Annotated in this window: 17 protein-coding genes and 4 tRNA genes; 1 reads left to right on the forward strand and 20 read right to left on the reverse strand. The window is 60.8% G+C overall.

Annotated features, from left to right (window positions below):
- Positions 1–34: 34 nt before the first annotated feature.
- The 8 genes from oppF to AC1DUR_RS01705 all read right to left on the reverse strand — a co-directional run bounded on the left by oppF (position 35) and on the right by AC1DUR_RS01705 (position 12,207).
- Complete coding sequence (gene oppF, locus AC1DUR_RS01670; RefSeq protein ID WP_477717052.1) at positions 35–1,024, reverse strand: murein tripeptide/oligopeptide ABC transporter ATP binding protein OppF; 990 nt, start codon at positions 1,022–1,024, stop codon at positions 35–37.
- Positions 1,017–2,021, reverse strand: a complete 1,005-nt coding sequence (locus AC1DUR_RS01675; protein ID WP_477717053.1) for an oligopeptide/dipeptide ABC transporter ATP-binding protein — start codon at positions 2,019–2,021, stop codon at positions 1,017–1,019. The genes oppF and AC1DUR_RS01675 overlap by 8 nt, the downstream gene beginning before the upstream one ends.
- 16 nt (positions 2,022–2,037) lie before the next feature.
- Positions 2,038–2,958 carry an ABC transporter permease subunit gene (locus AC1DUR_RS01680; RefSeq protein ID WP_477717054.1) on the reverse strand — a complete coding sequence of 307 codons (921 nt, stop codon included), beginning with the start codon at positions 2,956–2,958 and terminating at the stop codon, positions 2,038–2,040.
- Between the two features lie 39 nt (positions 2,959–2,997).
- The gene (gene oppB, locus AC1DUR_RS01685) at positions 2,998–3,918 is read right to left on the reverse strand and encodes an oligopeptide ABC transporter permease OppB (protein WP_477717055.1); all 921 of its coding nucleotides are present in this window, start codon (positions 3,916–3,918) and stop codon (positions 2,998–3,000) included.
- Positions 3,919–4,086: 168 nt separating this feature from the next.
- Positions 4,087–5,700: a peptide ABC transporter substrate-binding protein gene (locus AC1DUR_RS01690; protein ID WP_477717056.1), complete on the reverse strand. Its 1,614-nt coding sequence runs from the start codon at positions 5,698–5,700 to the stop codon at positions 4,087–4,089.
- A gap of 548 nt (positions 5,701–6,248) precedes the next feature.
- Positions 6,249–7,727 (reverse strand): efflux transporter outer membrane subunit, encoded by a 1,479-nt coding sequence (locus AC1DUR_RS01695; protein ID WP_477717057.1) that lies wholly within the window; start codon positions 7,725–7,727, stop codon positions 6,249–6,251.
- Complete coding sequence (locus tag AC1DUR_RS01700) at positions 7,720–10,899, reverse strand: efflux RND transporter permease subunit (protein WP_477717058.1); 3,180 nt, start codon at positions 10,897–10,899, stop codon at positions 7,720–7,722. Before AC1DUR_RS01700 ends, AC1DUR_RS01695 begins: the two co-directional genes overlap by 8 nt.
- A gap of 12 nt (positions 10,900–10,911) precedes the next feature.
- The gene (locus tag AC1DUR_RS01705; RefSeq protein WP_477717059.1) at positions 10,912–12,207 is read right to left on the reverse strand and encodes an efflux RND transporter periplasmic adaptor subunit; all 1,296 of its coding nucleotides are present in this window, start codon (positions 12,205–12,207) and stop codon (positions 10,912–10,914) included.
- Positions 12,208–12,385: 178 nt separating this feature from the next.
- Here AC1DUR_RS01705 and AC1DUR_RS01710 point away from each other — a divergent pair, with 178 nt between their 5' ends.
- Positions 12,386–13,069 (forward strand): TetR family transcriptional regulator, encoded by a 684-nt coding sequence (locus tag AC1DUR_RS01710; RefSeq protein WP_477717060.1) that lies wholly within the window; start codon positions 12,386–12,388, stop codon positions 13,067–13,069.
- Between the two features lie 6 nt (positions 13,070–13,075).
- On the opposite strand, the gene AC1DUR_RS01715 is transcribed toward AC1DUR_RS01710, so the two are convergent.
- From AC1DUR_RS01715 to AC1DUR_RS01770, 12 genes are all read right to left on the reverse strand, one after another.
- Positions 13,076–13,711, reverse strand: a complete 636-nt coding sequence (locus tag AC1DUR_RS01715; RefSeq protein ID WP_477717061.1) for a DUF6806 family protein — start codon at positions 13,709–13,711, stop codon at positions 13,076–13,078.
- A gap of 60 nt (positions 13,712–13,771) precedes the next feature.
- Positions 13,772–13,863 (reverse strand) — tRNA-Leu (locus AC1DUR_RS01720).
- A gap of 73 nt (positions 13,864–13,936) precedes the next feature.
- Positions 13,937–14,010 (reverse strand) — tRNA-Cys (locus AC1DUR_RS01725).
- Between the two features lie 112 nt (positions 14,011–14,122).
- A tRNA-Gly gene (locus AC1DUR_RS01730) sits at positions 14,123–14,198 on the reverse strand.
- 74 nt (positions 14,199–14,272) lie between these two features.
- Positions 14,273–16,702: an endopeptidase La gene (gene lon, locus AC1DUR_RS01735; RefSeq protein ID WP_477717062.1), complete on the reverse strand. Its 2,430-nt coding sequence runs from the start codon at positions 16,700–16,702 to the stop codon at positions 14,273–14,275.
- 115 nt (positions 16,703–16,817) lie between these two features.
- Entirely contained in the window at positions 16,818–18,083 is a 1,266-nt protein-coding gene (gene clpX, locus AC1DUR_RS01740; RefSeq protein WP_477717063.1) for an ATP-dependent Clp protease ATP-binding subunit ClpX, read from the reverse strand.
- Positions 18,084–18,219: 136 nt separating this feature from the next.
- Positions 18,220–18,876 carry an ATP-dependent Clp endopeptidase proteolytic subunit ClpP gene (gene clpP, locus AC1DUR_RS01745; protein WP_477717064.1) on the reverse strand — a complete coding sequence of 219 codons (657 nt, stop codon included), beginning with the start codon at positions 18,874–18,876 and terminating at the stop codon, positions 18,220–18,222.
- Between the two features lie 103 nt (positions 18,877–18,979).
- Positions 18,980–20,290 (reverse strand): trigger factor, encoded by a 1,311-nt coding sequence (gene tig / locus AC1DUR_RS01750; RefSeq protein ID WP_477717065.1) that lies wholly within the window; start codon positions 20,288–20,290, stop codon positions 18,980–18,982.
- Positions 20,291–20,412: 122 nt separating this feature from the next.
- Positions 20,413–20,499 (reverse strand) — tRNA-Leu (locus AC1DUR_RS01755).
- A 118-nt stretch (positions 20,500–20,617) separates the two neighbouring features.
- The gene (locus tag AC1DUR_RS01760) at positions 20,618–23,899 is read right to left on the reverse strand and encodes an efflux RND transporter permease subunit (protein ID WP_477717066.1); all 3,282 of its coding nucleotides are present in this window, start codon (positions 23,897–23,899) and stop codon (positions 20,618–20,620) included.
- A 7-nt stretch (positions 23,900–23,906) separates the two neighbouring features.
- Positions 23,907–25,079 carry an efflux RND transporter periplasmic adaptor subunit gene (locus tag AC1DUR_RS01765; RefSeq protein WP_477717067.1) on the reverse strand — a complete coding sequence of 391 codons (1,173 nt, stop codon included), beginning with the start codon at positions 25,077–25,079 and terminating at the stop codon, positions 23,907–23,909.
- A gap of 535 nt (positions 25,080–25,614) precedes the next feature.
- On the reverse strand, positions 25,615–25,971 hold the full coding sequence (locus tag AC1DUR_RS01770) for a RidA family protein (RefSeq protein WP_477717068.1): 357 nt from the start codon (positions 25,969–25,971) through the stop codon (positions 25,615–25,617).
- Between the last annotated feature and the right edge of the window lie 22 nt (positions 25,972–25,993).

The raw sequence follows: 25,993 nt of genomic DNA on the forward strand, positions 1-25,993 counted from the left end.
TTCGCTTCTTCGCTTCTTCAGATTCCAAGACCCTTCAGGCCAGCAAACAGGCCGCTTCCGTTTGGTCATCGAGGCGGCGAAATGCCGGCACCTCCTGCGCACAACGTGCGATGGCCAGGGGGCAGCGGGTCCGAAACACACATCCCGAAGACGGGGCCATGGGCGAAGGCAGGTCGCCCTGCAGCAACTGGATCACCTTTTTTCGCTCCAGCTTCGGGTCTGGGATCGGAATGGCTGAAAGTAGCGCCCTCGTGTAGGGATGGCGGGGCGTCGCATACAGCGCTTTCTTCCCGGCCAGTTCCATCTCGTGCCCTAGGTACATCACCAAAATACGATCACTGATGTGTTTGACCACGGCCAGGTCGTGGGCAATGAAAATCAGCGCCAGGCCCATGGACTTTTGCAGCTCCTTCAGCAGATTGATGATCTGCGCCTGGATCGAGACATCGAGCGCCGACACTGGCTCGTCGCAGATGATGAGTTTGGGCTCCAGAATCAGGGCCCGGGCAATGCCGATGCGCTGGCATTGGCCGCCAGAAAACTCGTGCGGGTAGCGGTTGATTTGCTGCGCCGTCAGGCCGACGCGGGTCATCATCGCCTTGACGCGCTTCATCACCTGATCGTCGGGCAGGTCGGCGTGGTGCGTGCGCAAGGGTTCGGCAATGATTTGCGCGATGGTCATGCGCGGATCCAGCGAAGCCAGCGGGTCCTGAAAAATCATCTGAATGTCTTTTCGCACGCTCAACCAGACCTGGCTGGAGGCTCCGGTCATTTCCTGACCCATCCAGACGATGCTGCCGGCGGTGACAGGAATCAGGTTCAGCACAGCACGGGCCAAAGTCGACTTGCCGCAACCCGACTCGCCCACCACGCCCAGCGTCTCACCCGCATGAATGTCAAAAGAAATGCCATCCACGGCCTTCAGGGTACGGGCCGGCGACCAGGGCCAGGCGCTGCCCGTTTTGACCTTGAAATGCACTTTCAAATCGCGCACCGACAGAATCGGCGGAGCCGCCTCAGACATGGCTCACCCCTTTCGCCGCGAGTTCGGACACGGCCTGAATCGATCTGTGGCAGGCTCTGTGCACGGCCGGATTGTTCTCGGCCGCCTGCAATGGGGGAAGCACGTCGCGGCACTCGGCGTCGGCCAGTGCGCAACGCTCGCTGAACGGGCAGCCCCTGGGCAACCGGGCCATGTTGGGCGGCGCACCGGGAATGGCGACCAGCAGGTCATCCTCCGCGTCCAGACGCGGTATGGCGCCGAGCAGGCCCACGGTATAGGGATGGGACGCGCGGTAATAAATGCTGTTGGCGTCACCCTGCTCCATCACACGCCCGCCGTACAGCACCATCACTTCGTCGCACAGGCCGGCCACCAGGCCCAGGTCGTGCGTGATCATGACAATGGCGGTACCGAAGTCGCGCTGCAGGTCACGCAACAAGGCAACGATCTGCGCCTGCACCGTGACGTCCAGCGCCGTCGTGGGTTCGTCGGCAATCAACACCTCGGGCTCGCACAGCAAGGCCATGGCGATCATGACACGCTGGCGCATGCCCCCGGAAAACTCATGCGGGTACATCGCGATGCGGCGCGCGGCGTCGGGTATCTTGACGGCATCGAGCAGTTCGACGGACCTGGCGCGCGCGGACTTGCGATCCATGCCTTTGTGAAACTGCAGCACCTCGGTCATCTGCCGCTCCACCGTCAGGTAAGGGTTGAGCGAGGTCATCGGGTCCTGAAAAATCATGGCCACGCGGTTGCCGCGTATCTTGTTGAGCTCGGCCGGCTTCATGGCCAGCAGATCCTGGCCCTGGTATAAGGCCTGGCCGCTGGCTTTGCCGTTCTTGGCCAACAGGCCCATCATGGCCAGCACGCTCTGGCTTTTGCCGGAGCCGCTTTCGCCCACTATGCCCAGGGTTTGACCCCGGTCCAGCGCAAAGTTGATGCCGTTGACGGCGTAGATCATCCCGTCCTGGGTTTGAAACCGGACCCCGAGGTTTTTGACTTCAATCAGGCTCATGGCGTATTCATGCGAATCAGCGGTCTTTGGGATCCAGCGCATCGCGCAGGCCGTCCCCGATGTAGTTAAAGCAGTACAGGGTCGTGGACAGCAGGCCGGCCGGAAACAGCAGCATCCACACAGACACTTCCATGACGGACGCACCATCGTGAATCAGCACGCCCCAGCTCGTCATCGGCTCCTGAATCCCCAGTCCCAGAAAGGACAGCACGGACTCGGTCAGGATCACGGCCGGCACGGTGACCGTGGTGTAAATCACCACCACGCCCAAAAGATTCGGAACGATGTGCTGAAAGATGATGCGGCGCGTCGGCACGCCCAGCGCTCGGGCTGCCTCAATAAACTCCTTGGAGCGCAGCGACAGGGTCTGGCCGCGCACCACACGGGCCATGTCCATCCAGGAGAACATCGTGATGGTGATCACCACCAGGTAAAACGCCCGTCCCAGCATGGTCACCATCAAGATGGCAATCAGCAAATAGGGCACGGCATACATCATGTCCACGATGCGCATCATGAAGGCATCCACCTTGCCGCCCATGAAACCCGACGTCGCCCCCCAGACGATGCCCAGGGTGACGGAAGACAAGGTGGCCAGAAAGCCCACCATGAGGGAGACGCGGCCGCCAACCAGACTGCGAACAGCCAGGTCCCGGCCAGACTCGTCGGTGCCAAAAAAGTGCCAGTTCTTGAGCATGGGCGGCATGCTCATGGCATCCCAGTCGGCGGCGTCAAAGGCGTGCGGCAGCAACCATGGCCCGGCGATGCAGGTCAGCGTGATGAAGGCCAGCAGGCACAGGCTGAACACCGCTGCCCTGTTGCGCAAAAAACGTCCACGCGCATCGGCCCAGGGACTGCGCCCCGAGATATCGGCCACTTCCAGCGTATCCAGGGCCGCGACCAGAGCATCTTTCTCCTGTTTGTTCCTGAATAACATACTGATTTTCAATCAACGTAGGTAATACGGTCAGTACGGTCAGTACCGGATCTTCGGGTCAAGCAGGGCATAAGCCAGATCGACCAGCAGATTGAACGTCACGGCAATCACCGTCACCAGCACCACCAGGCCCAGCACCAGGGTGTAGTCACGATTGGCGGCGCCGTTCACAATCAGTTTTCCCAGTCCCGGCAGCGAAAACACCGACTCGGTCACGATGGCCGAGGTGATCGATGAAATAGCCAGGGGCCCGATGATGGAGACCACCGGCAAAAGCGCGGGCTTGAAAGCGTGGCGCAGGATGATGGTGCGCATGGGCAGGCCCTTGGCACGCGCCGTGCGGATGAAGTTGCTGTGCAGCACTTCAATCAGGCTGCCGCGCATGACGCGCCCAATGGTGGCGACGTTGATGAAAACCAGCAACATCATCGGCAAGACCATGAACCGCGGCGAGAAATCGTTCCAGCCCCCGGCCGGCGCGACCTTGAGCCAGACGGCAAAAACCAGAATCAGCACGGGGCCAATCACAAACGAGGGAAAGGCGTGCCCGGCATTGCCAAGCAACATCACGAGGTAGTCGACCACACTGTTCTGGCGCAAGGCGGCAATGGTGCCGAGCAGCACCCCCACAAACAAGGCGATCACAATGGCGCCTCCGCCGATCACCGCGGACACCGGCAACGCCTTGGCCACCAACTCGTTGACCGACCAGTCGGCATAGCGAAATGAGGCGCCCAGATCACCGTGCAGCAGGCTGTTGAGGTAGTGCAGGTATTGCTGCCACAGCGGCAAGTCCAGGTGGTATTTAGCCTGCAGATTGGCCAGAACCGCTGCGGACACCTTACGTTCGTCGTCAAACGGCCCACCCGGTGTGGCATGGAGCAGGAGGTAGCAGACGGTGACAACAGCCAGCAAGGTCGGAATCGTCGCCAGGATGCGCCTGAGGGTGTAAGACCACATGAGGAATATCTCCGGTCGATGTCAGTGTGAGAGCGAAAGCGAAAGCGAGAACCGACCACAGCTTGGCCCTGAACGACTCATGGGGCGTCAGGAAACGTCAGAAAAAGCAGGTCACCGATGGGCAGGCATCGTGGTGACGTCTGCCCCATCTTTAGCTCAGCCCGGACATCAATGCTTGATGATGTACAGGTCCTTGGCGCGGTAGCGGTCCAGGGCATTGGTCGTCGAATAACCGCCTACATAGGGCTTGACCAGTCGCGGCACGGTGTACTGCAGCAAGGGAATCATGGGGTAGTCGTCCATGATCATCTTCGCCGCCTGGGTCAGCAATGTCTTGCGCTTGGCGGGGTCCAGCGACTGGTTGCCTTCATCGATCAGCGCGGAGGCCTTGCGGTTGCAGCTGTTGTGGTAGTTTTGGTCCGAATCGCATTGCACCAGCGTCAAAAAGGTGGTCGCGTCGTTGTAGTCTGCAACCCAGCCATTGCGGGCCATCTGATAGTCTTTATCCGTGCGTTTCTTGATCAGGACCTTGAACTCCATCGCTTCCAGTTCAACGTCTACGCCCAGCTTGGTTTTCCACTCGGAGGCCGCAAAAATGGCCATTTTCTTGTGGTAATCGCTGGTGTTGTAGGAAAACTTGATTTTGGTGCCAGGCGCAACGCCAGCGGCCGCCATCAGCTTCTTGGCCTCCTCCACGCGTTTGGCCATGGGCCACTTGGCCCAGTCGTAGGCGGTGACATCCGCACCCGCCGTGCCCTTCACGATCACGCCATAGGCAGGGGTCTGCCCATCGGCCGTCACACGCTGCGCCAGTATGTCGCGGTCAATCACCATGGACAGCGCCTGGCGCATGCGAATGTCCTTGAGGACCGGATCCGCATTGTTCAGGGAGTAATAGCGCAAACCCAGCATGTCCGTGTTGCGAATTTCCTTCGGGTACTGTGCCTTGTACTTGTCAAAAGTACCCGGGGGGAGCTGATACACCCAGTCGTTCTCGCCCGACTCGTACAGCTTGACATCGGCGTTGCCGTCTTCGACCGACAGGTAGGTCATTTTGTTCAGCTGGACATTTTTGGCATCCCAGTAGGTGGGGCTTTTGGCCAGCGTGATCTTGCTGTTGACCTGCCAGTCTTTCAGGACGAAAGCGCCATTGCTCACCATGTTGGCAGGTTTGGTCCAGTCTTTGCCAAACTTTTCCACCGTCGCTTTGTGGACCGGACCCAGCTGGAGGTTGGAAACGACATCAGGCAAAAATCCGACAGGAAAGGGAGTCTTGATTTCCAGCGTGTACGGATCCACGGCCCTGACGCCCAACTCGGTGCCGGGCTTCTTGCCCTCAATGATTTCCTTGGCGTTGAGCAGGAAGATACCGTAGGTGGCGGCATATTTCGAGGCAGTCGCCGGGTCCACAAAGCGCCGCATGCCGTAAACAAAGTCATCTGCGGTCACTGCATCGCCGTTGGACCACCGGGCGTTCTTGCGCAGTTTGAAGACCCAGGTTTTCTCATCGGTCTGCTTCCAGCTCTCCGCGACTGCGGGTACAACCTTGCCGTTCGCATCGGTTGCCGTCAGCCCCTCAAACATGTCACGGATGACGTTATTGGCCGGCACGCCCGACGCCAGCGCGGGGTCCAGGGTTTCGGGCTCAGAGCCATTGTTGCGAACCAGTTCCTGCGTTTCATGCAGCTTCACGCCCGCAGGCACCGTGGCCGCAGAAACCAGGCCAGCGCAGGCCAGCAACACAGCGCCTGCCAGCGCCTTCATCGTTCGATTTGACTTCATGCTTGTAGCACTCCTGAATAAAAAACTGGCGAACTTTTGGCCCGCTGTGCTTCATGGTTCGGCGGGTCTCCAATGGGGAGAGGCCGCGCTTGCGTGTCTTTCGGCTGCGAATATACAGCCGCCCCAACAGCTCCTTCGTAGGGGCTAACCCTTCAGCAAGGACTTCAAGCCCTTTCATCATGGGTTACGCGGCGCGCGCCTTTATCCGCAAAAATTTAATCGCAAAAAGTGTGCCCGAGGTGGCAGCCATCGCCGAGTACCAGCCGTTTGCAAGCACAACCGGATACGGCTGGCGCGCTCAATGCAGCCCTCCTGGCAGAACCCTTGCGCGGTGAAGCGGAAAACACAAAACGCCTTGATGGCTCCGAACCCGGTGGGGCGGGCCGCGCGAAACCGGTCTGGATGGCATTGCAATGTTTGAATAGGCATCCGGCCCATAAATGCCATGCGCAAGATGCTATTCAATTGAGAGCAACTTCGCTCACATTCGCTCACAAATACCTGTGGGCGCGGCGGCAAAATCGCCCTACCCAACGCTCAGGATGTGCTCAGGGCGCTGCGGAGGCTGCCGGCTCTTTCCAGCCACCACCCAGCGTTTTGTAAAGCGTGACCTGGCTCTGAAGCTGGGCCAGGCGGGTCTGCACCACGGCCTGCCGCGCGGCGAACAGCGAGCGCTGGGCATCGAGCAGGTCAAGGTAGCTGGCCACCCCGTTCTGGTAGCGCAGGTCAGCCAGCTTGAAGCGCGTGGCTTCGGCGTTGGCCTGTGCCTGCTGCGCGCGCAACTGCTCGCCCAGCGTGGCGCGGCCTGCCAGCGCATCGGAAACTTCGCGGAAGGCCGTCTGGATCGATTTCTCGTACTGGGCCACGGCGATGTCGCGCCCGGCATTGGCCGAATCCAGCCCCGCACGATTGCGCCCCGCATCAAAAATAGGCAGGAGCAACTGCGGCGCCAGCGTCCAGCCGTAAGAGCCGCTCTTGAAGAGGCCCGAAAGGTGCGAACTGGCGCTGCCGGCGCTGGTCGTGAGCGAAATGCGTGGGAAAAATGCGGCGCGGGCTGCGCCGATATCCGCATTGGCGGCAAGCAGCTGCTGCTCGGCCTGGCGAATGTCGGGGCGGCGGGTCAGCAGGTCGGAGGGCAGTCCGGCAGGCACATCGACCAGCATGGGCGTGTCAGCCAGCCCCTTGCCCGCCGGCGGCGCCACTGCCAACTCGCCCGCGAGGGGCTGGCCCAGCAAAAGCGTCAGGGCATTCTGATCCAGGGCACGCTGGCGGACCAGCTGGGCCAGGGAGACACGGGCCGCTTCCGTCAGCGACTCGGCCTGCCGGAAATCCAGCTCGGACGTCACGCCATTGTCAAAGCGCAGCTTGCTCAGCTTGAAGGATTCTTCGCGCGTCGCCAGCGTTTGCTGCGTGATGGCCAGCAGCTCTTCATCGGCCAGCAGACTGAGGTAGGTGTTGGCCACGGCCGCGATCAGGCTGATCTGGGTGGTCTTGCGGCCCTCTTCAGTCGCCAGGTACTGCGCCAGCGCGGCTTCCTTCAGGCTGGCCACGCGGCCAAAGAAATCGAGCTCATACGACGTCACCAGCAAGCCGGCGGAGTAGGTGCTGGTGATACTGCTGTCGCCGTTGCCATCGGCCTTGGGCTGGCGCGAGCCCGAGAGCCCGGCATTGACGGTCGGAAACTGGTCGGCGCGCCGGATCTGGAACTGGGCCCGGGCCTGCTCGATATTGAGCACCGCAATCCGCAGGTCGCGGTTGTTGCGCAGCGCCGCCTCTATCAGTTGCCTGAGCTTGGGGTCACTGAAAAAACCCTGCCATTCGATGTCGGCCGCCGGCACGGCGGGTGCCGTTGCCACGGCAGGGCTCGCACCGGTGGTCGCCTGGGCCGATTCAGCCATCCAGCTCGAGGCCGGCCACTCTGCGGCAATCGGCGCGGCCGGCCGCTCGTATTTGGGAATCATCGAGCACCCCGCCAGCAGCGCCGCGGCGCCCACCGTCAGGAGTTGGGGGAGCCTGGATTTACGCATGGGCTTTACCTTCATTTCCTTCATCTCCCGAGATGCCTGCCGCTTTGGCATGCTCCGAATAGATCCTGTTTTGCCGCGCACTGCCTTTGAAAAAGCCGCGCACCACGACAAAGAACACCGGGACAAAAATCACCGCGAGCGCCGTGCCGGTCACCATGCCGCCGATCACGGCGGTACCGATGGCACGCTGGCTAGCAGAGCCGGCGCCCGAAGCCAGCACGAGAGGCATCACGCCGAGGCCGAAAGCCAGCGAGGTCATGATGATGGGGCGAAAACGCAGATGGGCCGCGGCCAGCGCCGACTCGATCACGCCCTTGCCCTGCGCCTGAAGGTCTTTCGCAAACTCGATGATCAAAATGGCGTTCTTCGCCGACAGGCCGATGATGGTGATCAGGCCCACCTGAAAGTACACGTCGTTCGAATAGCTGCGCAGCAGGGTCGCCAGCAACACGCCGATCACGCCCAGCGGCACCACCAGAATCACCGCCAGTGGAATGGTCCAGCTCTCGTATAGCGCAGCGAGACACAGGAACACCGCGAGGATCGCGAAGCCATAGAGAAGGGTCGCCTGGGAGCCGGCGAGTTTTTCCTCTCGCGACTGGCCGGTCCACTCATAGCCGAAGCCCTGCGGCAGCTGCGCCGCCAGCTTCTCCATCTCGGCCATCGCGGCGCCGGTGCTGTAGCCCGGTGCGGCGCTGCCGCCGATGCGGATCGCCGGATAGCCGTTGTAGCGCACCGTCTGCATCGCGCCCTTGGCCCAGCGCGTCGTGGCAAATGCCGAGAGCGGCACCGATTGCCCCTTGCTGTTGCTGGCGTTCAGTTTTAGCAGGTCATCGGGCTGCATGCGCGCCGGTGCATCGGCCTGCACCACCACACGCTGCAAGCGCCCCTGGTTCGGGAAGTCGTTCACGTAGCTGGAGCCCAGCGAGGTCGACAACACCGAATTGATCGCGTCGAACGGTACGCCCAGCGCATTGGCCTTGTCCCGGTCAATATCGATCTGCAGTTGCGGCGCGTCTTCCAGGCCATCGGGACGCACCTGCGCGAGGACCGGGCTCTTGGATGCCAGACCCAGCAACTGGTTGCGCGCATTGACGAGCGCCTCATGGCCCGCGCCGCCGCGATCCTGCAAACGGAAGCTGAATCCCGACGCCGTACCCAGTTCGGGAATTGGCGGCGGGCTCAGCGGAAAGATGAACGCATCACGCACACCCATGAGCGCACCGAAGGCCCGTCCCGCAACCGCTCCGGCCGAATGCTGCTCACCCGCGCGCTCTTTCCAGTCCTTGAGCGTCACGAACGCGAGCGCGGCGTTCTGACCCTGGCCGGAGAAGCTGAAACCCAGCACGCCGACCATGCTTTCCACTTCAGGCTGCTTGAGGATGAACGCTTCGACGGTCTGCATCACCGAGAGCGTGCGCTCGTACGTCGCGCCCGGAGGCAGCTGCACATTCACCAGCAGGTTGCCCTGGTCTTCGTTGGGCAAGAACGAGGTGGGCAGGCGCAGGAAGACCACGGCGATCGCGCCGATGATCGCTGCGTAGATCACCAGATAGCGCGCCGCACGCTTGAGGATGCGCGCAACCACGCTTTCATAGCCCTTGGCCGTGCGTGTGAAGCCCCGATTGAACCAGCCGAAGAAACCGGTCTTTTCGTGGTGGTGCCCGGCCTCTACCGGTTTGAGCAGCGTGGCGCAGAGCGCCGGTGTGAGCGACAGCGCCATGAATGCCGAGAAGCCGATTGACGACACCATCACCGCCGAAAACTGCCGATAGATATTGCCGGTCGAGCCCGCGAAGAAGGCCAGCGGCACGAACACGGAGATCAGCACCACGGTCACGCCGATGATGGCGCCGGAGATCTGCTTCATCGCCTTGCGCGTGGCCTCGAGCGGCGGCAGGCCCTCTTCGGTCATGATGCGCTCGACGTTCTCGACCACCACGATCGCATCGTCCACCACGATACCAATCACCAGCACCATGCCGAACATGGTGAGCACGTTGATTGAAAACCCGAGCGCCAGCAGCGTGGCGAAAGTGCCCAGCAGCGAGATCGGCACCACGATGGTCGGGATGATGGTGTAGCGCCAGTTCTGCAGGAACAGAAACATCACCAGGAACACCAGCGCCACCGCCTCGAACAGCGTCTCGGCCACCTGCGAAATCGATATCCTGACGAAGCGCGAGCTGTCGTAGGGGATGTCCCATTTCATGCCCTGCGGGAAGTAGCGCTCAAGCTCGGCCATCTTCGCGCGCACGGCCTTGGCGGATGCGAGCGCATTGCCGCTGGGCGCGAGCTGCACGCCGATACCGACGGCGGGCTGGCCATTAAGACGCGCCGACGTCGCATAGGACTGTCCGCCCAGTTCGATACGTGCCACATCCTTCAGGCGCACCGACGAGCCATCGGGGTTGGCGCGCAGCACGATATTGCCAAACTGCCCGACGTTGGCGAGCTGCCCATTGACCACCACGGTGGCTGCAATGCCCTGGCCTGCCACGTTGGGCCGGTCGCCGATGCTGCCGGCGGCCACCTGGGCATTTTGCGCACGAATCGCTGTATTGACATCGTTCGCCGAAAGGCTGAAGCCCGTCAGCTTGGCCGGGTCGAGCCAGATGCGCATGGCGCGTTCGCTGCCGAACAGCTGGGCCTGCCCAATGCCGGGCAGGCGCTGGAGTTCGGGCACGATGTTGCGCGAGGCATAGTCGCCGAGCGCGACCGGGTCATGCGCCGGGTTGTCGGACGACAGCATGGTGAACAACAGGAAGTTGGCACGCGACTTGTCTACGCGTACGCCCTGCTGCGTCACAGCGGCTGGCAGCCGCGGCGAGGCGCGCGACAGGCGGTTCTGCACGTCCACCTGCGCCAGCTCGGCATTGGTGCCGGGCTGGAAGCTCAGCGTGATGCTGCCGGAACCGTCGGCCTGCGCGACCGACTCCATGTAGATCAGGCCGGGCGAGCCGTTCATTTCACGCTCAATCACCGACAGCACGCTGTCCTCGAGCGTCTGGGCCGACGCGCCGGGGTAGGCCGTATTGATGACGATCGCGGGCGGGGCCACGGGCGGGTACTGGGCAATCGGCAGCTGCGTGATCGACACGCCGCCGACCACCAGGATGAACAAGGCAATCACCCAGGCAAAGATCGGCCGATCAATAAAAAATTTGGCCATGTGCCGGGCTCCTTATTTTGTCGCGGCTGCGGATGCAGCCGATGCCGCCGGTTGGGCAGCGCCCGCCGACGATGCCGCAGCAGCCGGAGCAGAAGCCGCGCCAGCCGGATTGGCACCCGGCGGCTGCCACGGCACAGGCTTGACCAATGCGCCGGGCTGCAGTTTCTGGAAACCATCCACCATGACCTGTTCACCTGTTTTCAGCCCGTCAAGCACCACCCATTGCGAGCCCTTGGCGGAGCCAATCTTGACCGGGCGCGATGCGACTTTTCCAGTGGCATCCACCACCATGACGCTGTCACCCTGCGCCGTACGCGTCACGGCCTGCTGCGGCAAGGTGACGGCATTGGTCGCTTGCGCCTGCTCCAGGCGCACCCGCACATACAGACCCGGCAGCAGCTGGCCGCCCGGATTGGGAACCTCCGCGCGCAAGGTCACCTGGCCCGTGGTGGCATCGACGGTCAGGTCTGAAAACAGCAAGCGGCCGGGACGCGGGTATTCGGTGCCATCTTCCAGCACAATGCGCACGCTGGCCGCATCTTCCCCGCTGGCGCGCTTGAACTGGCCGCTTTCCATGGCCGCACGCAGCTTCATGACCTCGGAGGCGGATTGCGTGAAGTTGACGTACACGGGGTTGATCTGCTGGATCACGGCGAGTTGGGTGGCGTCGCCCTGCCCGACCAGCGCGCCTTCAGTGACCAGCGCGCGGCCTATGCGGCCCGAGATAGGAGCCGTCACCGATGCATAGCCCAGATTGATGCCGGCCGTCTGCACATTGGCCTTGCCTACCGCCACATCGGCTTCGGCCTGTTTTTGCGCCGCCACGGCGTTGGCGTATTCCTGCTTGCTGATCGCATTGGCTTCAACCAGCGGCTTGTAGCGCTCGGCCAGGGCGCTCGCCTGCGCCAGATTGGCTTCAGCGCGCGCCTGGCCGGCTTTGGCACTGGCAGTTGCCGCAGCGTAGGGCGCTGGGTCAATGCTGAACAGCGGCTGACCGGCCTTGACGTCACTGCCTTCCCGAAACAGCCGCTTTTGCAAAATGCCGGCCGCCCGCGCCCGGACCTGCGCGACGCGCGAGGCTTCAAGACGCCCGGGCAACTCGGTCACCAGGCCCACATCGCCCTGGGTTACCGTCACCACACCCACCTGCGCGGGAGGTGGGGTGGCCCCGCCTTGCGCGGTTCCCCCATTGCCGCAACCGGCCAAAAAAACTGAGACCGCAGCAATTAGCGCCAACGGCTGAAGCCCCATAAACGACGAGGGCAGGAAATAAGACTGGGAAGACTGGGCAACGCGGGACGTAGGCATGCTGTTCCTCGGATGTTGGAAAAAGCGCGAAAGTGGCGCAGCGTCGGCGAATAGTGCAGAGCATACGCAAGCACATTCACCGAAAAGGGAAAGGGTAAGGGTTTTTACGAGTGTTATAGTTTACATACATTTATGAATGTATATAGACACCCCGAAAATTGATTTCAGGAGACACCCATTGGCCCGCCGAACCAAAGAAGAGGCACTGGCGACTCGCCACAAGCTGCTTGATGCCGCCGAACACCTGTTTCAGGCGCAGGGCGTGTCGCGCACCAGCCTGCAGGACATCGCCCGGCGCGCCGGCGCCACGCGCGGAGCCATCTACTGGCACTTCAAGGACAAGGCCGACCTCTTCAACGCCATGATGGAGCGGGTGACGCTGCCCATGGAAGAATCTTTCGACCAGGAGGGGGCTGATCAGCAAGAAGCCGCTGACACCAGCGCCAACGCGCTTGACCGCATCCGGCGCGCCACCGTCAACGCTCTCAAGCAGATCGTTAACGACACACAGACCCGTCGGGTTTTTGAAGTGGCGACACAAAAGGTGGAATATGTAGAGGAGCTTCAAGCCGTCCGCCTTCGGCATCTGGCGGTGCGCAACGGGTTCTTGAACCGTTGTGAACAGAGCATTGACCTCGCCTCCCGCCAGACGGCATTGAAGCTTTCGATGCCCGCTTCTGTTGCCGCACAGGGGTTTCACGCCCTGATAGACGGCCTGATACAAAACTGGCTGCTGGACCCGGAGGCTTTTGACCTTCTCGAGGTAGGCCAGAGCGTCATGAACGTCTACCTTGGCGGGCTCGGCTTTAACGGTGGACCATCCCCCGCCACACCAGCAGGGACTGCGCCAACGCCTTCCTAGTGCAAATTAGTGCAAATGCCTGGGCTTGCGCCCGCCGCCCCCGTGGCCCGACCCACCCTGCGGCCCGCCAAGCCCGCGCGGTGGCTTGCCGAGCTGCATGGAATTGACCAGCGCATCGAAGCGCTGCTCGAATAATTTATCAACCGCCGCCACGACCTCGCCCAACTCCGAGGCGTCGAAATGCCGCTCCATGAGGCCTATCATGTCCTGCACGAGCAAATCGCGCTGTACCTGCATGATGGCGGCCGGCGTGGGGCCCACAAAGTACATGGCAAAGTCATCACGCGCCTCGTCATCCTCGGCGCCCTCTTCTTCGTCGAAGTCAGAGTCGTAAAAAGTCACTTCAATGGGCGCCCCCATCTCGGCAAGATCGTTCAACCCCATGCACATTTCGTCGAGCGCCTGGCGAAAATCCTCGTCACCGGGCACGGTCCAGCACATCTGGAGCAGGTGCTTGTGAACATCAAACTGTATGCCGGGCTCCTCCTCGTAGGCACTTGCAGCGCCCGCCGCCAGGGACTTTGAGCCCGCGTACTTCCACAAGGGCTTGAGGGCCTCCTGCAGCTGCTCAAAGGTGACGTCCGCGCGCAAAGGTACTTCGCCGTGAACGTGAATTTCAAATGGTGTGTTGTAGCGGGCCATGGATTTAATCTTACCCAGTTTTCGGGGGCGCAACCGGCACATGGGTGGTTGGCCCGATGGTGGTGCCTGAGACCGGAATCGAACCGGTACGCCCCTGTTAGGGAAGCGGCGGATTTTAAGTCCGCTGTGTCTACCTATTTCACCACTCAGGCCGAAACGTATCGTCGCAGTTCTGTATTGTCAAACAAAAAAGCCCCGTGACGGGGCTCAATGTTGATGACTGGATGGAGGCGCGGGCCGGAGTCGAACCGACCTACTCGGATTTGCAATCCGGTACATAACCGCTTTGTTACCGCGCCGTGTTTCTATCTGATTCACTCAATCGCCAAAGCCCGGAAGCTTTACCGACTATCGATTACCGAATGTCCCAAAGAAAAAGGACAGCATTTTTAAAGTGCTGCCCTTTTGAATTGGAGCGGGAGAAGAGTCTCGAACTCTCGACCTCAACCTTGGCAAGGTTGCGCTCTACCAACTGAGCTACTCCCGCGATAACAGCCTCAAATTATAGCGTAACTTTTCAGGCTTTTCAATAAATCGAAAAAAGTTTGCTTCTGTTTTGCTTCAATGCTTCACTGTGCCTGCAACTTCGGCAGGTGTAGCGACAGCAGCCGCAGCGGCAACAGCGACTTCTTCATCACTCAGCGGAATGGGCTGACGCTCCAGTGCAACCTGCAGCACCTGGTCTATCCACTTCACGGGCACGATGTTCAGGCCGCTTTTTACATTGTCCGGAATTTCCTGCAGATCCTTGGCATTTTCCTCCGGGATCAATACCGTCTTGATGCCACCGCGCAAGGCGGCAAGCAACTTTTCTTTCAGGCCGCCAATGGCGGTCACCTCACCACGCAAAGTGATCTCACCCGTCATCGCGACATCGCCGCGCACCGGAATACCTGTGAGGGCCGACACAAAGGCGGTTGTCATGGCAGCTCCGGCACTCGGCCCGTCCTTGGGCGTCGCACCGTCCGGCACGTGAATATGGATGTCCCGCTTCTCAAACATCTCATCTTTGATACCCAGCACCCTGGAGCGGCTGCGAACCACCGTACGCGCGGCCTCCACCGATTCCTTCATCACGTCGCCCAACAAGCCAGTACGCGTGATCACGCCTTTGCCGGGCATGAGGGCCGCCTCAATCGTCAGCAAATCGCCACCGACTTCCGTCCAGGCCAGGCCAACCACCTGGCCGACCTGATTCTGCTGTTCGGCACGGCCATAGTCGAATTTGCGCACGCCCAGGAAGTCGTTCAGGTTATCCGGTCCGACCACTACTTTGGCCACCATTTTCTTGAGCTGAATGCCCTTGACCACCTTGCGGCAGATTTTGGAGAGCTCCCGCTCCAGCGAACGCACACCGGCCTCCCGCGTGTAGTAACGCACGATGTCGCGTATGGCCTGCTCCTGCACTTCCAGCTCGCCTTCCTTGACGCCATTGTTCTTGAGCTGCTTGGGCAGCAGATAGCGCATTGCAATGCTGGTTTTCTCGTCTTCCGTGTAGCCCGCAAGCCGGATCACTTCCATGCGGTCCAGCAGGGCCGGAGGAATATTCATCGAGTTCGACGTTGCCACAAACATCACGTCGCTCAGGTCGAAATCGACCTCGACGTAATGATCACCGAAAGTGTGGTTTTGTTCGGGATCGAGCACCTCCAGCAAGGCGCTCGACGGATCACCGCGAAAGTCGGTGCCCAGCTTGTCGATCTCATCCAGCAGAAACAGGGGATTGCGGGTACCCGCCTTGGTCAGGCTTTGCAGCACCTTGCCGGGCAAGGCGCCAATATAGGTACGGCGGTGGCCACGAATCTCCGCCTCATCACGCATGCCGCCCAGAGCCATGCGTACGTATTTGCGCCCCGTCGCTTTGGCGATCGACTGGCCCAGAGAAGTCTTGCCCACGCCAGGAGGGCCCACCAGGCAAAGAATCGGGGCCTTGAGCTTGTCAACCCGCTGCTGCACCGCGAGGTATTCCACAATGCGGTCCTTGACTTTTTCAAGGCCATAGTGGTCTTCATTGAGCACATTCTCGGCGTTGACCAGATCGTGTTTGATCTTGGTCTTTTTGCTCCACGGCAAGCCGGTCAGTACATCGATGTAGGTGCGCACCACCGTCGCTTCAGCCGACATGGGAGACATCAGCTTGAGTTTTTTGAGTTCGCTTTCGGCTTTTTTGCGCGCATCCTGCGGCATCTTGGCCGACTTGATCTTCTTCTCGATCTCTTCGATGTCCGCGCCCTCTTCACCCTCACCCAGTTCTTTCTGGATGGCTTTCACCTGCTCATTGAGGTAAAAATCCCGCTGGTTCTTTTCCATCTGGCGCTTGACACGGCCACGGATTTTTTTGTCCACATTGAGGATGTCCACCTCGCGCTCAAGCTGCTCGTAAAGGTTTTCGAGCCGGGACTTGACGTTGTCGAGATCCAGAATGACCTGCTTGGCATCGAGTTTGAGCGGCAGGTGAGCGGCGATCGTATCGGCCAGCCGACCCGCATCGTCGATGCTGGAAATCGAGGTGAGGATTTCCGGCGGAATTTTCTTGTTGAGTTTGACGTAATGATCAAACTGCTGCATCACGGCGCGGCGCAAGGCTTCAATCTCGCTGCCCTTGTCGCCTACCACCACCACGGTGGGCTCAACAGGGGTGATATTGGCCGTGAAGTGCTGTTCGCCTTCCTCGATCTTATTGACCTTGGCGCGCTGCTGCCCCTCTACCAGGACCTTGACAGTGCCATCTGGCAGCTTGAGCAACTGCAGGATCGTGGCCACACAGCCCACCTCGAACATGTCCTCAACCGAGGGCTCATCCTTGGCTGCGGCCTTTTGGGCCACCAGCATGATGCGGCGTTCAGCTTCCATGGCCGATTCAAGCGCCTTGATGCTCTTGGGCCGACCCACAAACAGCGGAATGACCATGTGGGGAAAGACCACCACGTCCCGCAGAGGCAGAAGTGGCAAATCGATGGGTGTGGAAGGCAATGAAGTTTGTCCGGACATATAAAACCTTAAACGTAAGCCGTGGCGACCAGTTTCATGGCCAGGAGTAGCGTAGTCAACCCAGAAGTGGGGCGCAAGAATTGCTTTTCAAGCCTTGCACCCGCCCCTTTCCGGATCAGGCTTTCTTGGCAGTTTCGCGGTACACGAGCAAGGGTGCCTTGTTTTCCTCGATTGTGGACTCGTCCACCACAACCTTGTCGACATTGCTGGCATTGGGCAAGTCAAACATCGTGTCAATCAGTGACTGTTCAAGGATGGAGCGCAGGCCCCGTGCGCCCGTCTTGCGGGCCAGGGCCTTGCGGGCGATGGCCTTGAGCGCGGAAGGCCGGATTTCCAGGTCCACCCCTTCCATGGAAAGCAGCTTGCTGAACTGCTTGACCACCGCATTTTTCGGTTCGGTCAGGATCTGCACGAGGGCATCTTCAGTGAGTTCCGCCAGAGTCGCCACGACCGGCATGCGGCCCACCAGTTCGGGAATCAGGCCGAACTTGATCAGGTCTTCCGGCTCGACCTCCTTGAACGACTCCGTCAGCGAACGGGCCTTTTTGCTTTTCACGGAGGCGCCAAAGCCAATGCCCGAGGCTTCGGTGCGGTTTTCGATGACCTTTTCCAGGCCGGAGAACGCACCCCCACAGATAAACAGGATATTGGTCGTGTCGACCTGCAGGAAGTCCTGGTTGGGATGCTTGCGCCCGCCCTGTGGTGGCACCGATGCCATGGTGCCTTCAATCAGCTTGAGCAAAGCCTGTTGCACCCCCTCGCCCGACACGTCACGGGTAATGGAAGGGTTGTCGGATTTGCGCGATATCTTGTCGATTTCGTCGATGTAGACGATGCCCTGCTGGGCGCGCTCAACCTCGTAATTGCAGCTCTGCAGCAATTTCTGGATGATGTTTTCAACGTCTTCACCGACATAGCCCGCTTCCGTCAGCGTGGTGGCATCGGCCATGACGAAAGGAACGTTGAGCGTACGTGCCAGCGTTTGGGCCAGCAGGGTCTTGCCTGAACCTGTGGGCCCGATCAGCAAAATATTGCTCTTGGTCAGCTCCACATCGTCTTTTTTGGCCTTGTCCTTGTGGCGCAGGCGTTTGTAGTGGTTGTAGACAGCCACAGCCAGCGTACGCTTGGCGGGCTCCTGGCCAATCACATAGCCGTCCAGTGTCGCCTTGATTTCTGCCGGTGTCGGCAAATCGCTGCGCGTCTCGTGGACATCTTCGCCGGCAGGCAATTCGTCACGGATGATCTCGTTGCAAAGATCGATGCACTCGTCACAGATAAAGACCGAGGGACCAGCGATCAGTTTCTTAACTTCGTGCTGACTCTTGCCGCAGAAAGAGCAGTAAAGAGTCTTTTCGCCGGAGGAGCCTTTTTTCTCGGCCATTGGTGGGTTGCCTTTAAGGATGGCTAGAGGAGCTAGAGGAGTTGGAGGAAGTGTTACCTAATGATAACCAATAAAAAACGGCGTTTTCAGTTACAGAAAACGCCGTTGCTGCAGGGCAGCCTGAAGCTTTCCGGATTCAGGGGCGCTTGGAGATCACCTGGTCAACCAGGCCGTACGCCTTGGCGTCTTCCGCAAACAGGAAATAGTCGCGCTCGGTGTCGCGTTCAATTTTCTCGATCGGCTGGCCGGTGTTGTCCGCCAGGATGCGATTGAGCTGGTCGCGCGTTTTCAGAATGTCACGGGCGTGGATTTCAATGTCGGTCGCCTGGCCCTGCGCACCGCCCGAGGGCTGGTGAATCATCACACGCGAATTGGGCAGCGAAAAGCGCTTGCCCTTGGCACCCGCCGACAGGAGAAATGCCCCCATGCTGGCGGCCATGCCCACGCAGAGCGTCGAGACATCCGGCTTGATGAACTGCATGGTGTCGTAAATGGCCATGCCCGCCGTCACCGAACCACCCGGGGAGTTGATGTAGAAGGAAATGTCCTTGTCAGGATTTTCGCTTTCTAGGAACAGCAGCTGCGCCACCACAAGGTTGGCGGTCTGGTCATTGACCGGACCAACCAGGAAAATGACGCGCTCCTTGAGCAGGCGGGAGTAAATATCGTACGAACGCTCGCCACGCCCGGACTGCTCAATCACCATGGGCACCATGCCCAGGCCTTGCACATCCTGCGCGCCGGCTTGCGGGCCACCATAGGCGCCGCCATAAATGCTGTTTGGGACCATCATGTTTTCTCCAGAGATGTTTGTACTGTACCTAAAATAAATTGGGGCCTGTGCCCCCAACTTCAAGTCAGGCACAAGCCCCAGCTTCAGGAGAAATTTCGCCTTATCAGTTCTGACCCATCAGGTCGTCGAACGAAATGGCTTTTTCATTGACCTTGGCTTTCCCAAGGACAAACTCCGTCACGTTGTTTTCAATGACAACGGCTTCCACTTCAGCCATGCGGCGGTTGTCGCCAAGGTACCAGCGCACCACATCCTGGGGTTTTTCATAGCTGGCAGCCAACTCTTCAATGTGGGCCTTGAGTTGCTCGGGTTTGGCCTGCAGGCTGTTGGCGCGAACCAGTTCGGCCACCACCAGGCCCAGGCGCACGCGTTTTTCAGCCTGGGGGCGGAAGACGTCGTCAGGAATCGGCGCCTTGTCAGCATCCTTGATGCCGCGCTGCTTCAGGTCGGCGCGCGCGCCTTCGATCATGCGGTCGACTTCGGCCTGCACGCTGGACTTTGGCAGCTCGAGTTCGGCATTGGCCACCAGCGCGTCCATCACGGCGTTTTTGTTGCGGGCCAGCAAGCGGAACTTGACTTCACGCTCGAGGTTTTTCTTGATGTCGGCGCGCAGGGCTTCCACAGTCCCATCCGCGATGCCCAGCGACTTGGCCAGTGCCTCGTTGACCTCAGGCAGGTGAGCTGCTTCGATTTTCTTGACAGTCACCAGAAAGTCAGCCTGCTTGCCGGCAACATCCTTGCCGTGGTAGTCAGCCGGGAAGTTCAGCGGGAAAGTCTTGCTCTCGCCGCTTTTCATGCCGCGCACGGCATCTTCAAACTCCTTGAGCATCTGGCCTTCACCGACCAGGAACTGGAAATCTTCGGCCTTGCCGCCGGCAAAGGTTTCGCCGTCGATCTTGCCTTCAAAGTCGATGGTGGCGCGATCGCCATCCTGGGCCGGCGCATCGGCTGCGCGCTGGGCAAAGGTGCGGCGCTGCTTGCGCAGGATGTCCACGGTCTTGTCGATAGCCGCATCGCTCACTTCAGCGCTGACCTTTTCGACTTCCGCCTGGGTCAGGTCGGCAATCTTGACGTCGGGATAGACCTCGAATACGGCGTCAAATACCAGTTCGCCTTCGGGGGCGCCTTCTTTTTCGCTGATGCGCGGCTGGCCCGCAACACGCAGCTTGGCTTCGTTGGCAGCCACGGCAAACGCTTCGCCCACCTTGTCGTTCATGACTTCGTAATGCACCGAGTAGCCGTAGCGCTGGGCCACCACATTCATGGGCACCTTGCCGGGACGGAAACCGTCCATCTTCACCGTGCGGGCCAGGCGCTTGAGGCGCGTATCGACTTCCGACTGGATGGTATTGAGGGGCAGCGTCAGCGTCATTTTGCGCTCGAGCTTTTCAAGGGTTTCAACAGTCACGGCCATGATGGTTTCCTAAAATCAAAAAATATTCAAAACAGGGCTTGCACCTGACATGCTGCGGCAATACCGCAATGCCTGAAGGCCCGGAAGCAGCACTTCACCTGCTTCCCGTAAACCCTCAAGGATGGTGCGCGGGGGGGGACTCGAACCCCCACACTGTTGCCAGCGTCAGGACCTAAACCTGGTGCGTCTACCAATTTCGCCACCCGCGCGCCTGAAATAAAAACGGGAATCCGAAAAACCTCCGAATCCCCGCTTGAAATCGGTCAACTCTCTATTTTAGCCGTTATCGCAGCCCGATTTCACGGGCATCGACCCGCCCGGTGCCATTCAGGGGACTGCCAGGGGGTTCTCCGGCTCGCGCTTGACGCGAAACCACGCCGCATACATGGCCGGCAACGCCAGCAACGTCAGCACCGTCGCCACCACCAGTCCCCCCATGATGGCCACGGCCATGGGACCCCAGAACACGCTGCGCGACAGCGGAATCATGGCCAGCACCGCCGCTGCGGCCGTCAGCACGATAGGCCGCAACCGGCGCACAGCTGACTCGACAATCGCATCCCAGGCGGGTACGCCCCGGGCACGATCCTGCTCGATCTGATCGATGAGGATCACGGAATTGCGCTGGATCATGCCCATGAGCGCGATCACGCCGAGCAAAGCGACAAAACCGAACGGCCGCCCCAATAAAATCAGCGCCCCGGCCACCCCTGCGATGCCAAGCGGGCCGGTCAAAAATACCAGCATGGCGCGGCTGAAGCTGTGCAATTGCAGCATCAGCAGCGTGAAGGTCAGGAAGAGCATGACGGGAATGCCCGCAGCGATGGACGCCGAGCCCTTGCTGCTTTCTTCCACCGCGCCCGCTACCTCGATGCGGTAGCCCGTCATGCCGCTGCCGTGCCATTGGGTCTCCAGCGCCTTGAGCCTGGGCATCAGCTCCTGGGTCACCGTTGCACCCTGAAGCCCTTCGACAATGTCACTTTGCACCGTGATGGCGTAATCGCGGTTTTCGCGCCACATCACCCCCGGCTCCCAAGTGAAGACCGGCTTGGCGATTTGCGTCAGCGGAATCGAACGCCCGGAAGCCGTGGGCAGGTAAGCATTGGCAATGTCGGTGATGGCGTTGCGCTCGTCCAGCGGCTGGCGCAGCACGATGTCGATCAGCTTGTCGCCTTCGCGGAACTGGCCCACCGGGGTGCCCGCCAGAATGGTCCGGGAGGCCTGGGCAATGGACTGGCTGCTCACGCCCAGCGCGCGTGCTTTCGACTGGTCCACCTCCAGGCGCAACACCTTGACCGATTCGTTCCAGTTGTCATTGACGCCGCGCGTGTTCGCACTTTCCCGCATCACCGCTTTGACCTCATCGGCGCGCTCACGCAGGACCAGCGGGTCAATACCCACGACCCGGAACTGCACCGGGTAAGGCACCGGAGGTCCGTTGGGCAGCAACTTGACGCGGCCCCGCACCTCGGGGAACTCGGTCGCCAGCAGGGCCGGCAGCTTGATGCGCAGGGTCTCGCGCACCTTCAGGTCCTTGGCCAGCACAATCATCTGCGACACGTTGGTCTGCGGGAACACCTGGTCCAGCGGCAAATAAAAGCGCGGCACACCCGAACCCACCCAGGTGCTGACCGAAGTCACGCCCGCTTCCCGCATCAGGCGCTGCTCGACGCGCCTGGCGGTGAACTCATTGGCCGCAAAAGAGGTGCCCTCGGGGAACCAGATGTCCACCATGATTTCGGGGCGGCTGGAGTCGGGGAAAAACTGCTGCTGCACCTTGCCCATGCCCACAATGCCCAAAGCAAAGATCAACACCGTGGCGCCGATCGTGATCCAGCGATGCTGCACGCACCAGTTCACGGTTTTGCGAAAGGTGTTGTAGAAGGGGCTGTTGAACATCTCGTGCGGGCTGTCCAGGCCGGCAGCGACCTCCTTGACGTGCGGTGGCACCCTGAGCAGCAGCGTGCCCAGGTAAGGGACAAAATACACCGACACAACCCAGCTGAGCACGAGCGCAATCACGGTCACCGCAAAAATTGCAAAGGTGTATTCACCCGTGGTCGATTTGGCCAGGCCAATGGGCAAAAACCCGACGGCGGTGATGAGCGTGCCCGTCAGCATGGGCATCGCGGTGATTTCATACGCAAAGGTGGCGGCGCGCACCTTGTCGTAGCCCTCTTCCATCTTGCGCACCATCATTTCCACGGCAATGATGGCGTCGTCCACCAGCAGGCCCAGCGCAATAATCAGGGATCCCAGTGATATCTTGTGCAGGCCGATACCGTAGTACCACATGGCCAGAAAGGTCATGCCCAGCACCAGCGGAATGGTGATGCCCACGACCAGTCCGGGCCGCATGTCGATGTAATAGCGCCGCCACAGCGGCAGGCGGCCAAGCCCCTCATGCGGGCGTTTATGCAGACCCAGGCTGATGAAGCTGACCGCCAGCACAATTACCACAGCCTCGATCAACACCCCGACAAATTCATTCACAGACCTCGACACTGCCTTGGGCTGATCCTGCACATGGACCAGCTTGATACCGGCAGGCAAGGCGCCGGCGATGCTTTCGGACAATTTTTCCAGCGACTTGCCCAGCCCGATGATGTCGCCGCCCTTGACCATGGACACGCCCAGCGCAATCACTTCCTTGCCCTGGTGGTGAACCTTGACGGACGGGGGATCGACATAGCCCCGCCTGATTTCCGCGATGTCACCCAGGCGCAGCTGGCTGCCCCCGGCACTGGTTCCCGCCCCGTAACCTGCCCCGCGAATTGGCATGGCGCGCAGCTGTTCCACCGCTTCGAACTGGCCGGCTACCCGTACCTGCACCACATCCAGCGGGGTCTGCACGGCACCCGCCGATTCGATGGCATTTTGCTGGCCCAGTTGCGACAGCACCTGGTTGAAATCCAGCCCCAGCTGCGCCAGGCGTTTCTGGGAAATTTCAATGAAAACCTTTTCGTCCTGTACGCCGAACAGTTCAACCTTGTTGACATCCGGCACACGCAGCAGGCGCTGGCGCACATCGTCCGCAAAGGTCTTGAGCTCAGCATAGTTGAACCCATCGGATTCCAGGGCGTAAATCACGCCATAGACATCACCAAAATCGTCGTTGAAAAAGGGGCCCTGAATACCGCCCGGCAGGGTGCCACGCATATCGCCGACCTTCTTGCGCACCGAATACCAGACGTTGGCCACGTCGCCGGGTTTGGAGGAATCCTTGATCTGGAAAATGATTTGCGACTCGCCAGGCTTCGAATAGCTGCGTATCTTGTCGGCGTAGGGCACTTCCTGCAGCGTGCGCTCTATCTTGTCAGTCACCTGCTCTGCCACCTGTTGCGCGGTGGCGCCGGGCCAATAGGTGCGCACCACCATGGCTCTGAAGGTGAACGGCGGATCTTCGTCCTGCCCGAGCTGAAAATAGGATGCAAAACCCAGCGCCATCAGCACGACCAGCAGGTAGCGCGTCAGCGCCGCATGCTCCAGCGCCCAGCGGGATAGATTGAACCGGGGAGAAGGAAGAGCGCTGTCAATAGCGCTGTCGGCGAAGTTGTTGCCAAGGTTGTTGCCGGCCTGGCTGCCGGTGCCGTTGCCTGCCTGCGTCATGCCGGCCTCACTTCGCAACCGACGCTGATGCGCTGGAAGCCAAAGCAGCCGTCGCAGGTTTTGCTATCGAATCAGGACCTGTTTGCGCCGGACTGGCGGTCGTCACCGCCACGCTGGGCCGGTAAATAGTGACTTTCTGTCCGGGCGACAGCACATGCACGCCGGCGCTGACCACCAGCATGCCCGGCTGCAGGCCCGACGCCACCACCACATCGTTGCCGTCGGCGGTGGCGACCTGGATCACCTGCGGCTTGACGGTCATGCTGCCTTTGTCGAGCACCCACACCGCCGTGGCATTGCCTTCCTGGCGCAAGGCCGTGGTCGGCAGCTTGATGACTGGCATACCGACGGCGTCGCCCACTTCAGGCACCACGGACACCGTGGCACCCAGGACGGGCGGCTCCTTGGCGTCGATGGAAACCTTGACGGGGTAAGTCCGCGTCACCGGATCGCTGCTCGCAGCCACCTCACGCACCTTGCCGGGTAAATCGGTGTGTTGCGCCCAAAGGCGAATCCTGACGGGTGCACCGACCTTGATGCCGGCCACTTTGTCCTCAGGCACCGAGAACACCACGTCGCGAACGCCGTCGGCCGCAATGCGCACCACCGGCACCCCCGCTGCCACCACCTGACCCGGCTCCGCCTCTATCGCCGTCACCACACCCGAGACATCAGCCACCAGCGCGGCATAACCCGCCTGGTTGCTCTGCACGGCCAGCTGCGACTGGGCCTGCTCCAGTTGTGCCTGGGCCGCCTTGAAGGTCGTTTCGCGGCGCTCCAGTTCCGCGCCGCTGATGAAATTCTGGTCTTTCAGCTCTTTGTAGCGCTTGAAATCAGCCGCGGCGAGATCCCGGTTGGTCGTTGCCGTTGCAACTTGGGCGCGGGCTGCATCGGCGGCCAGCTTGTAATCCTGCGGGTCCAGTTGGGCCAGCACCTGGCCGGCCTTGACGCGTTGGCCCAGCTCGGCCTGCCGCTTGATGATCTTGCCCCCAACCCTGAAGCCCAGGCGGGACTCGACTTGGGCCCTGACCTCCCCCGCATACTCGTGGCTGGAAGAAAACGCATCAGTCCCTACAGTCATGACCTTCACGGCACGTACCGGCTCCTCAGGTGGAGCGGATGGAGAACAGGCGGCCAGTACGACGGCAATGCTCACCAGCGAAAAGACGGTTTTTTTCATGGTCTGGTTCAGATGAAGAGTCGGGACAGGAGATCGAATCAGGAAATCAGCAGGAGGTCAGGCCAGGCAATTACTGACTGACTGGTTAGTAATCTAGGATAAATGGGGAGGCTTGTCAAGCACTTGGCCTCGGCATAAATCACCCGAATACCGGGGAAAATTTACCCGCGGCAGTACCGATGGGACATGGGGGACACCGAGACACGGCTGAACGCCGCCGCCTGTACGAGGACGACAAGGACGAGTGCGGCCTCGAAATTGCTCAAACGATGGGGCGATGGGGCCCCGCGCGCCGAATCAATGGTCAAGTTGACCGGGCATGGGGCAGAGCGGCAGCAAGGTGCCCCGGTTGGGGCGCAGGTTTCAGCGCCCGGGCGGGGCGGGCCACCCTGCCGTCAGCTCACCACGCATGCGCACCTGCACGTCACTGCACACATCCGCACGCATGGGCGGACAGCGCGCCGCCGCCGTGAGGCCCTGGAGCCGTCGCCAGGGCGAGCCAACCCGGCATGGCGCCGGCAGTGCAGACGAAGGATCAGGCCTGCGCCGCAATCACGCCGATCTCCACCCGGTATTCGGTTGCGGCCAGACGGGCGCTGAGCACGGTGGCGCGTGCCGGGGTGCTGCCGGGCACTACCCAGGCCTCCCAGGCACGGTTCATGTCGGCAAAGGTGTCCATGTCGGTCAGCCAGATGGTCGCACTCAGTATGCGGGTCTTGTCGCTGCCGGCAGCGGCCAGCAGGCGGTCGATGCTCGCCAGGACTTGCTGCGTCTGCGTGAAGACGCTGGGCCCGGCATCGTGGTCGGCTACCTGGCCGGCCAGGTAAATGGTTTTCTGGTGCACGACTGCTTGCGACATGCGGGGGCCGGTTTCAATGCGCTGGATGGACATAGGGGTCTTCCTCGTAGGTGTT

The sequence above is a fragment of the Polaromonas sp. P4_F4 genome (genome assembly GCF_056401355.1).

What these genes read in the sequence shown, in the direction of transcription:
- AC1DUR_RS01760 (WP_477717066.1), bottom strand. Translation starts at nt 23,899, where the DNA reads ATGACGCAGGCAGGCAACGGCACCGGCAGCCAGGCCGGCAACAACCTT.
- clpX (WP_477717063.1), bottom strand. Translation starts at nt 18,083, where the DNA reads ATGGCCGAGAAAAAAGGCTCCTCCGGCGAAAAGACTCTTTACTGCTCT.
- AC1DUR_RS01715 (WP_477717061.1), bottom strand. Translation starts at nt 13,711, where the DNA reads ATGGCCCGCTACAACACACCATTTGAAATTCACGTTCACGGCGAAGTA.
- AC1DUR_RS01680 (WP_477717054.1), bottom strand. Translation starts at nt 2,958, where the DNA reads ATGTTATTCAGGAACAAACAGGAGAAAGATGCTCTGGTCGCGGCCCTG.
- oppF (WP_477717052.1), bottom strand. Translation starts at nt 1,024, where the DNA reads ATGTCTGAGGCGGCTCCGCCGATTCTGTCGGTGCGCGATTTGAAAGTG.
- AC1DUR_RS01705 (WP_477717059.1), bottom strand. Translation starts at nt 12,207, where the DNA reads ATGCCTACGTCCCGCGTTGCCCAGTCTTCCCAGTCTTATTTCCTGCCC.
- AC1DUR_RS01700 (WP_477717058.1), bottom strand. Translation starts at nt 10,899, where the DNA reads ATGGCCAAATTTTTTATTGATCGGCCGATCTTTGCCTGGGTGATTGCC.
- AC1DUR_RS01770 (WP_477717068.1), bottom strand. Translation starts at nt 25,971, where the DNA reads ATGTCCATCCAGCGCATTGAAACCGGCCCCCGCATGTCGCAAGCAGTC.
- lon (WP_477717062.1), bottom strand. Translation starts at nt 16,702, where the DNA reads ATGTCCGGACAAACTTCATTGCCTTCCACACCCATCGATTTGCCACTT.
- AC1DUR_RS01690 (WP_477717056.1), bottom strand. Translation starts at nt 5,700, where the DNA reads ATGAAGTCAAATCGAACGATGAAGGCGCTGGCAGGCGCTGTGTTGCTG.
- oppB (WP_477717055.1), bottom strand. Translation starts at nt 3,918, where the DNA reads ATGTGGTCTTACACCCTCAGGCGCATCCTGGCGACGATTCCGACCTTG.
- AC1DUR_RS01675 (WP_477717053.1), bottom strand. Translation starts at nt 2,021, where the DNA reads ATGAGCCTGATTGAAGTCAAAAACCTCGGGGTCCGGTTTCAAACCCAG.
- AC1DUR_RS01765 (WP_477717067.1), bottom strand. Translation starts at nt 25,079, where the DNA reads ATGAAAAAAACCGTCTTTTCGCTGGTGAGCATTGCCGTCGTACTGGCC.
- tig (WP_477717065.1), bottom strand. Translation starts at nt 20,290, where the DNA reads ATGGCCGTGACTGTTGAAACCCTTGAAAAGCTCGAGCGCAAAATGACG.
- AC1DUR_RS01695 (WP_477717057.1), bottom strand. Translation starts at nt 7,727, where the DNA reads ATGCGTAAATCCAGGCTCCCCCAACTCCTGACGGTGGGCGCCGCGGCG.
- clpP (WP_477717064.1), bottom strand. Translation starts at nt 18,876, where the DNA reads ATGATGGTCCCAAACAGCATTTATGGCGGCGCCTATGGTGGCCCGCAA.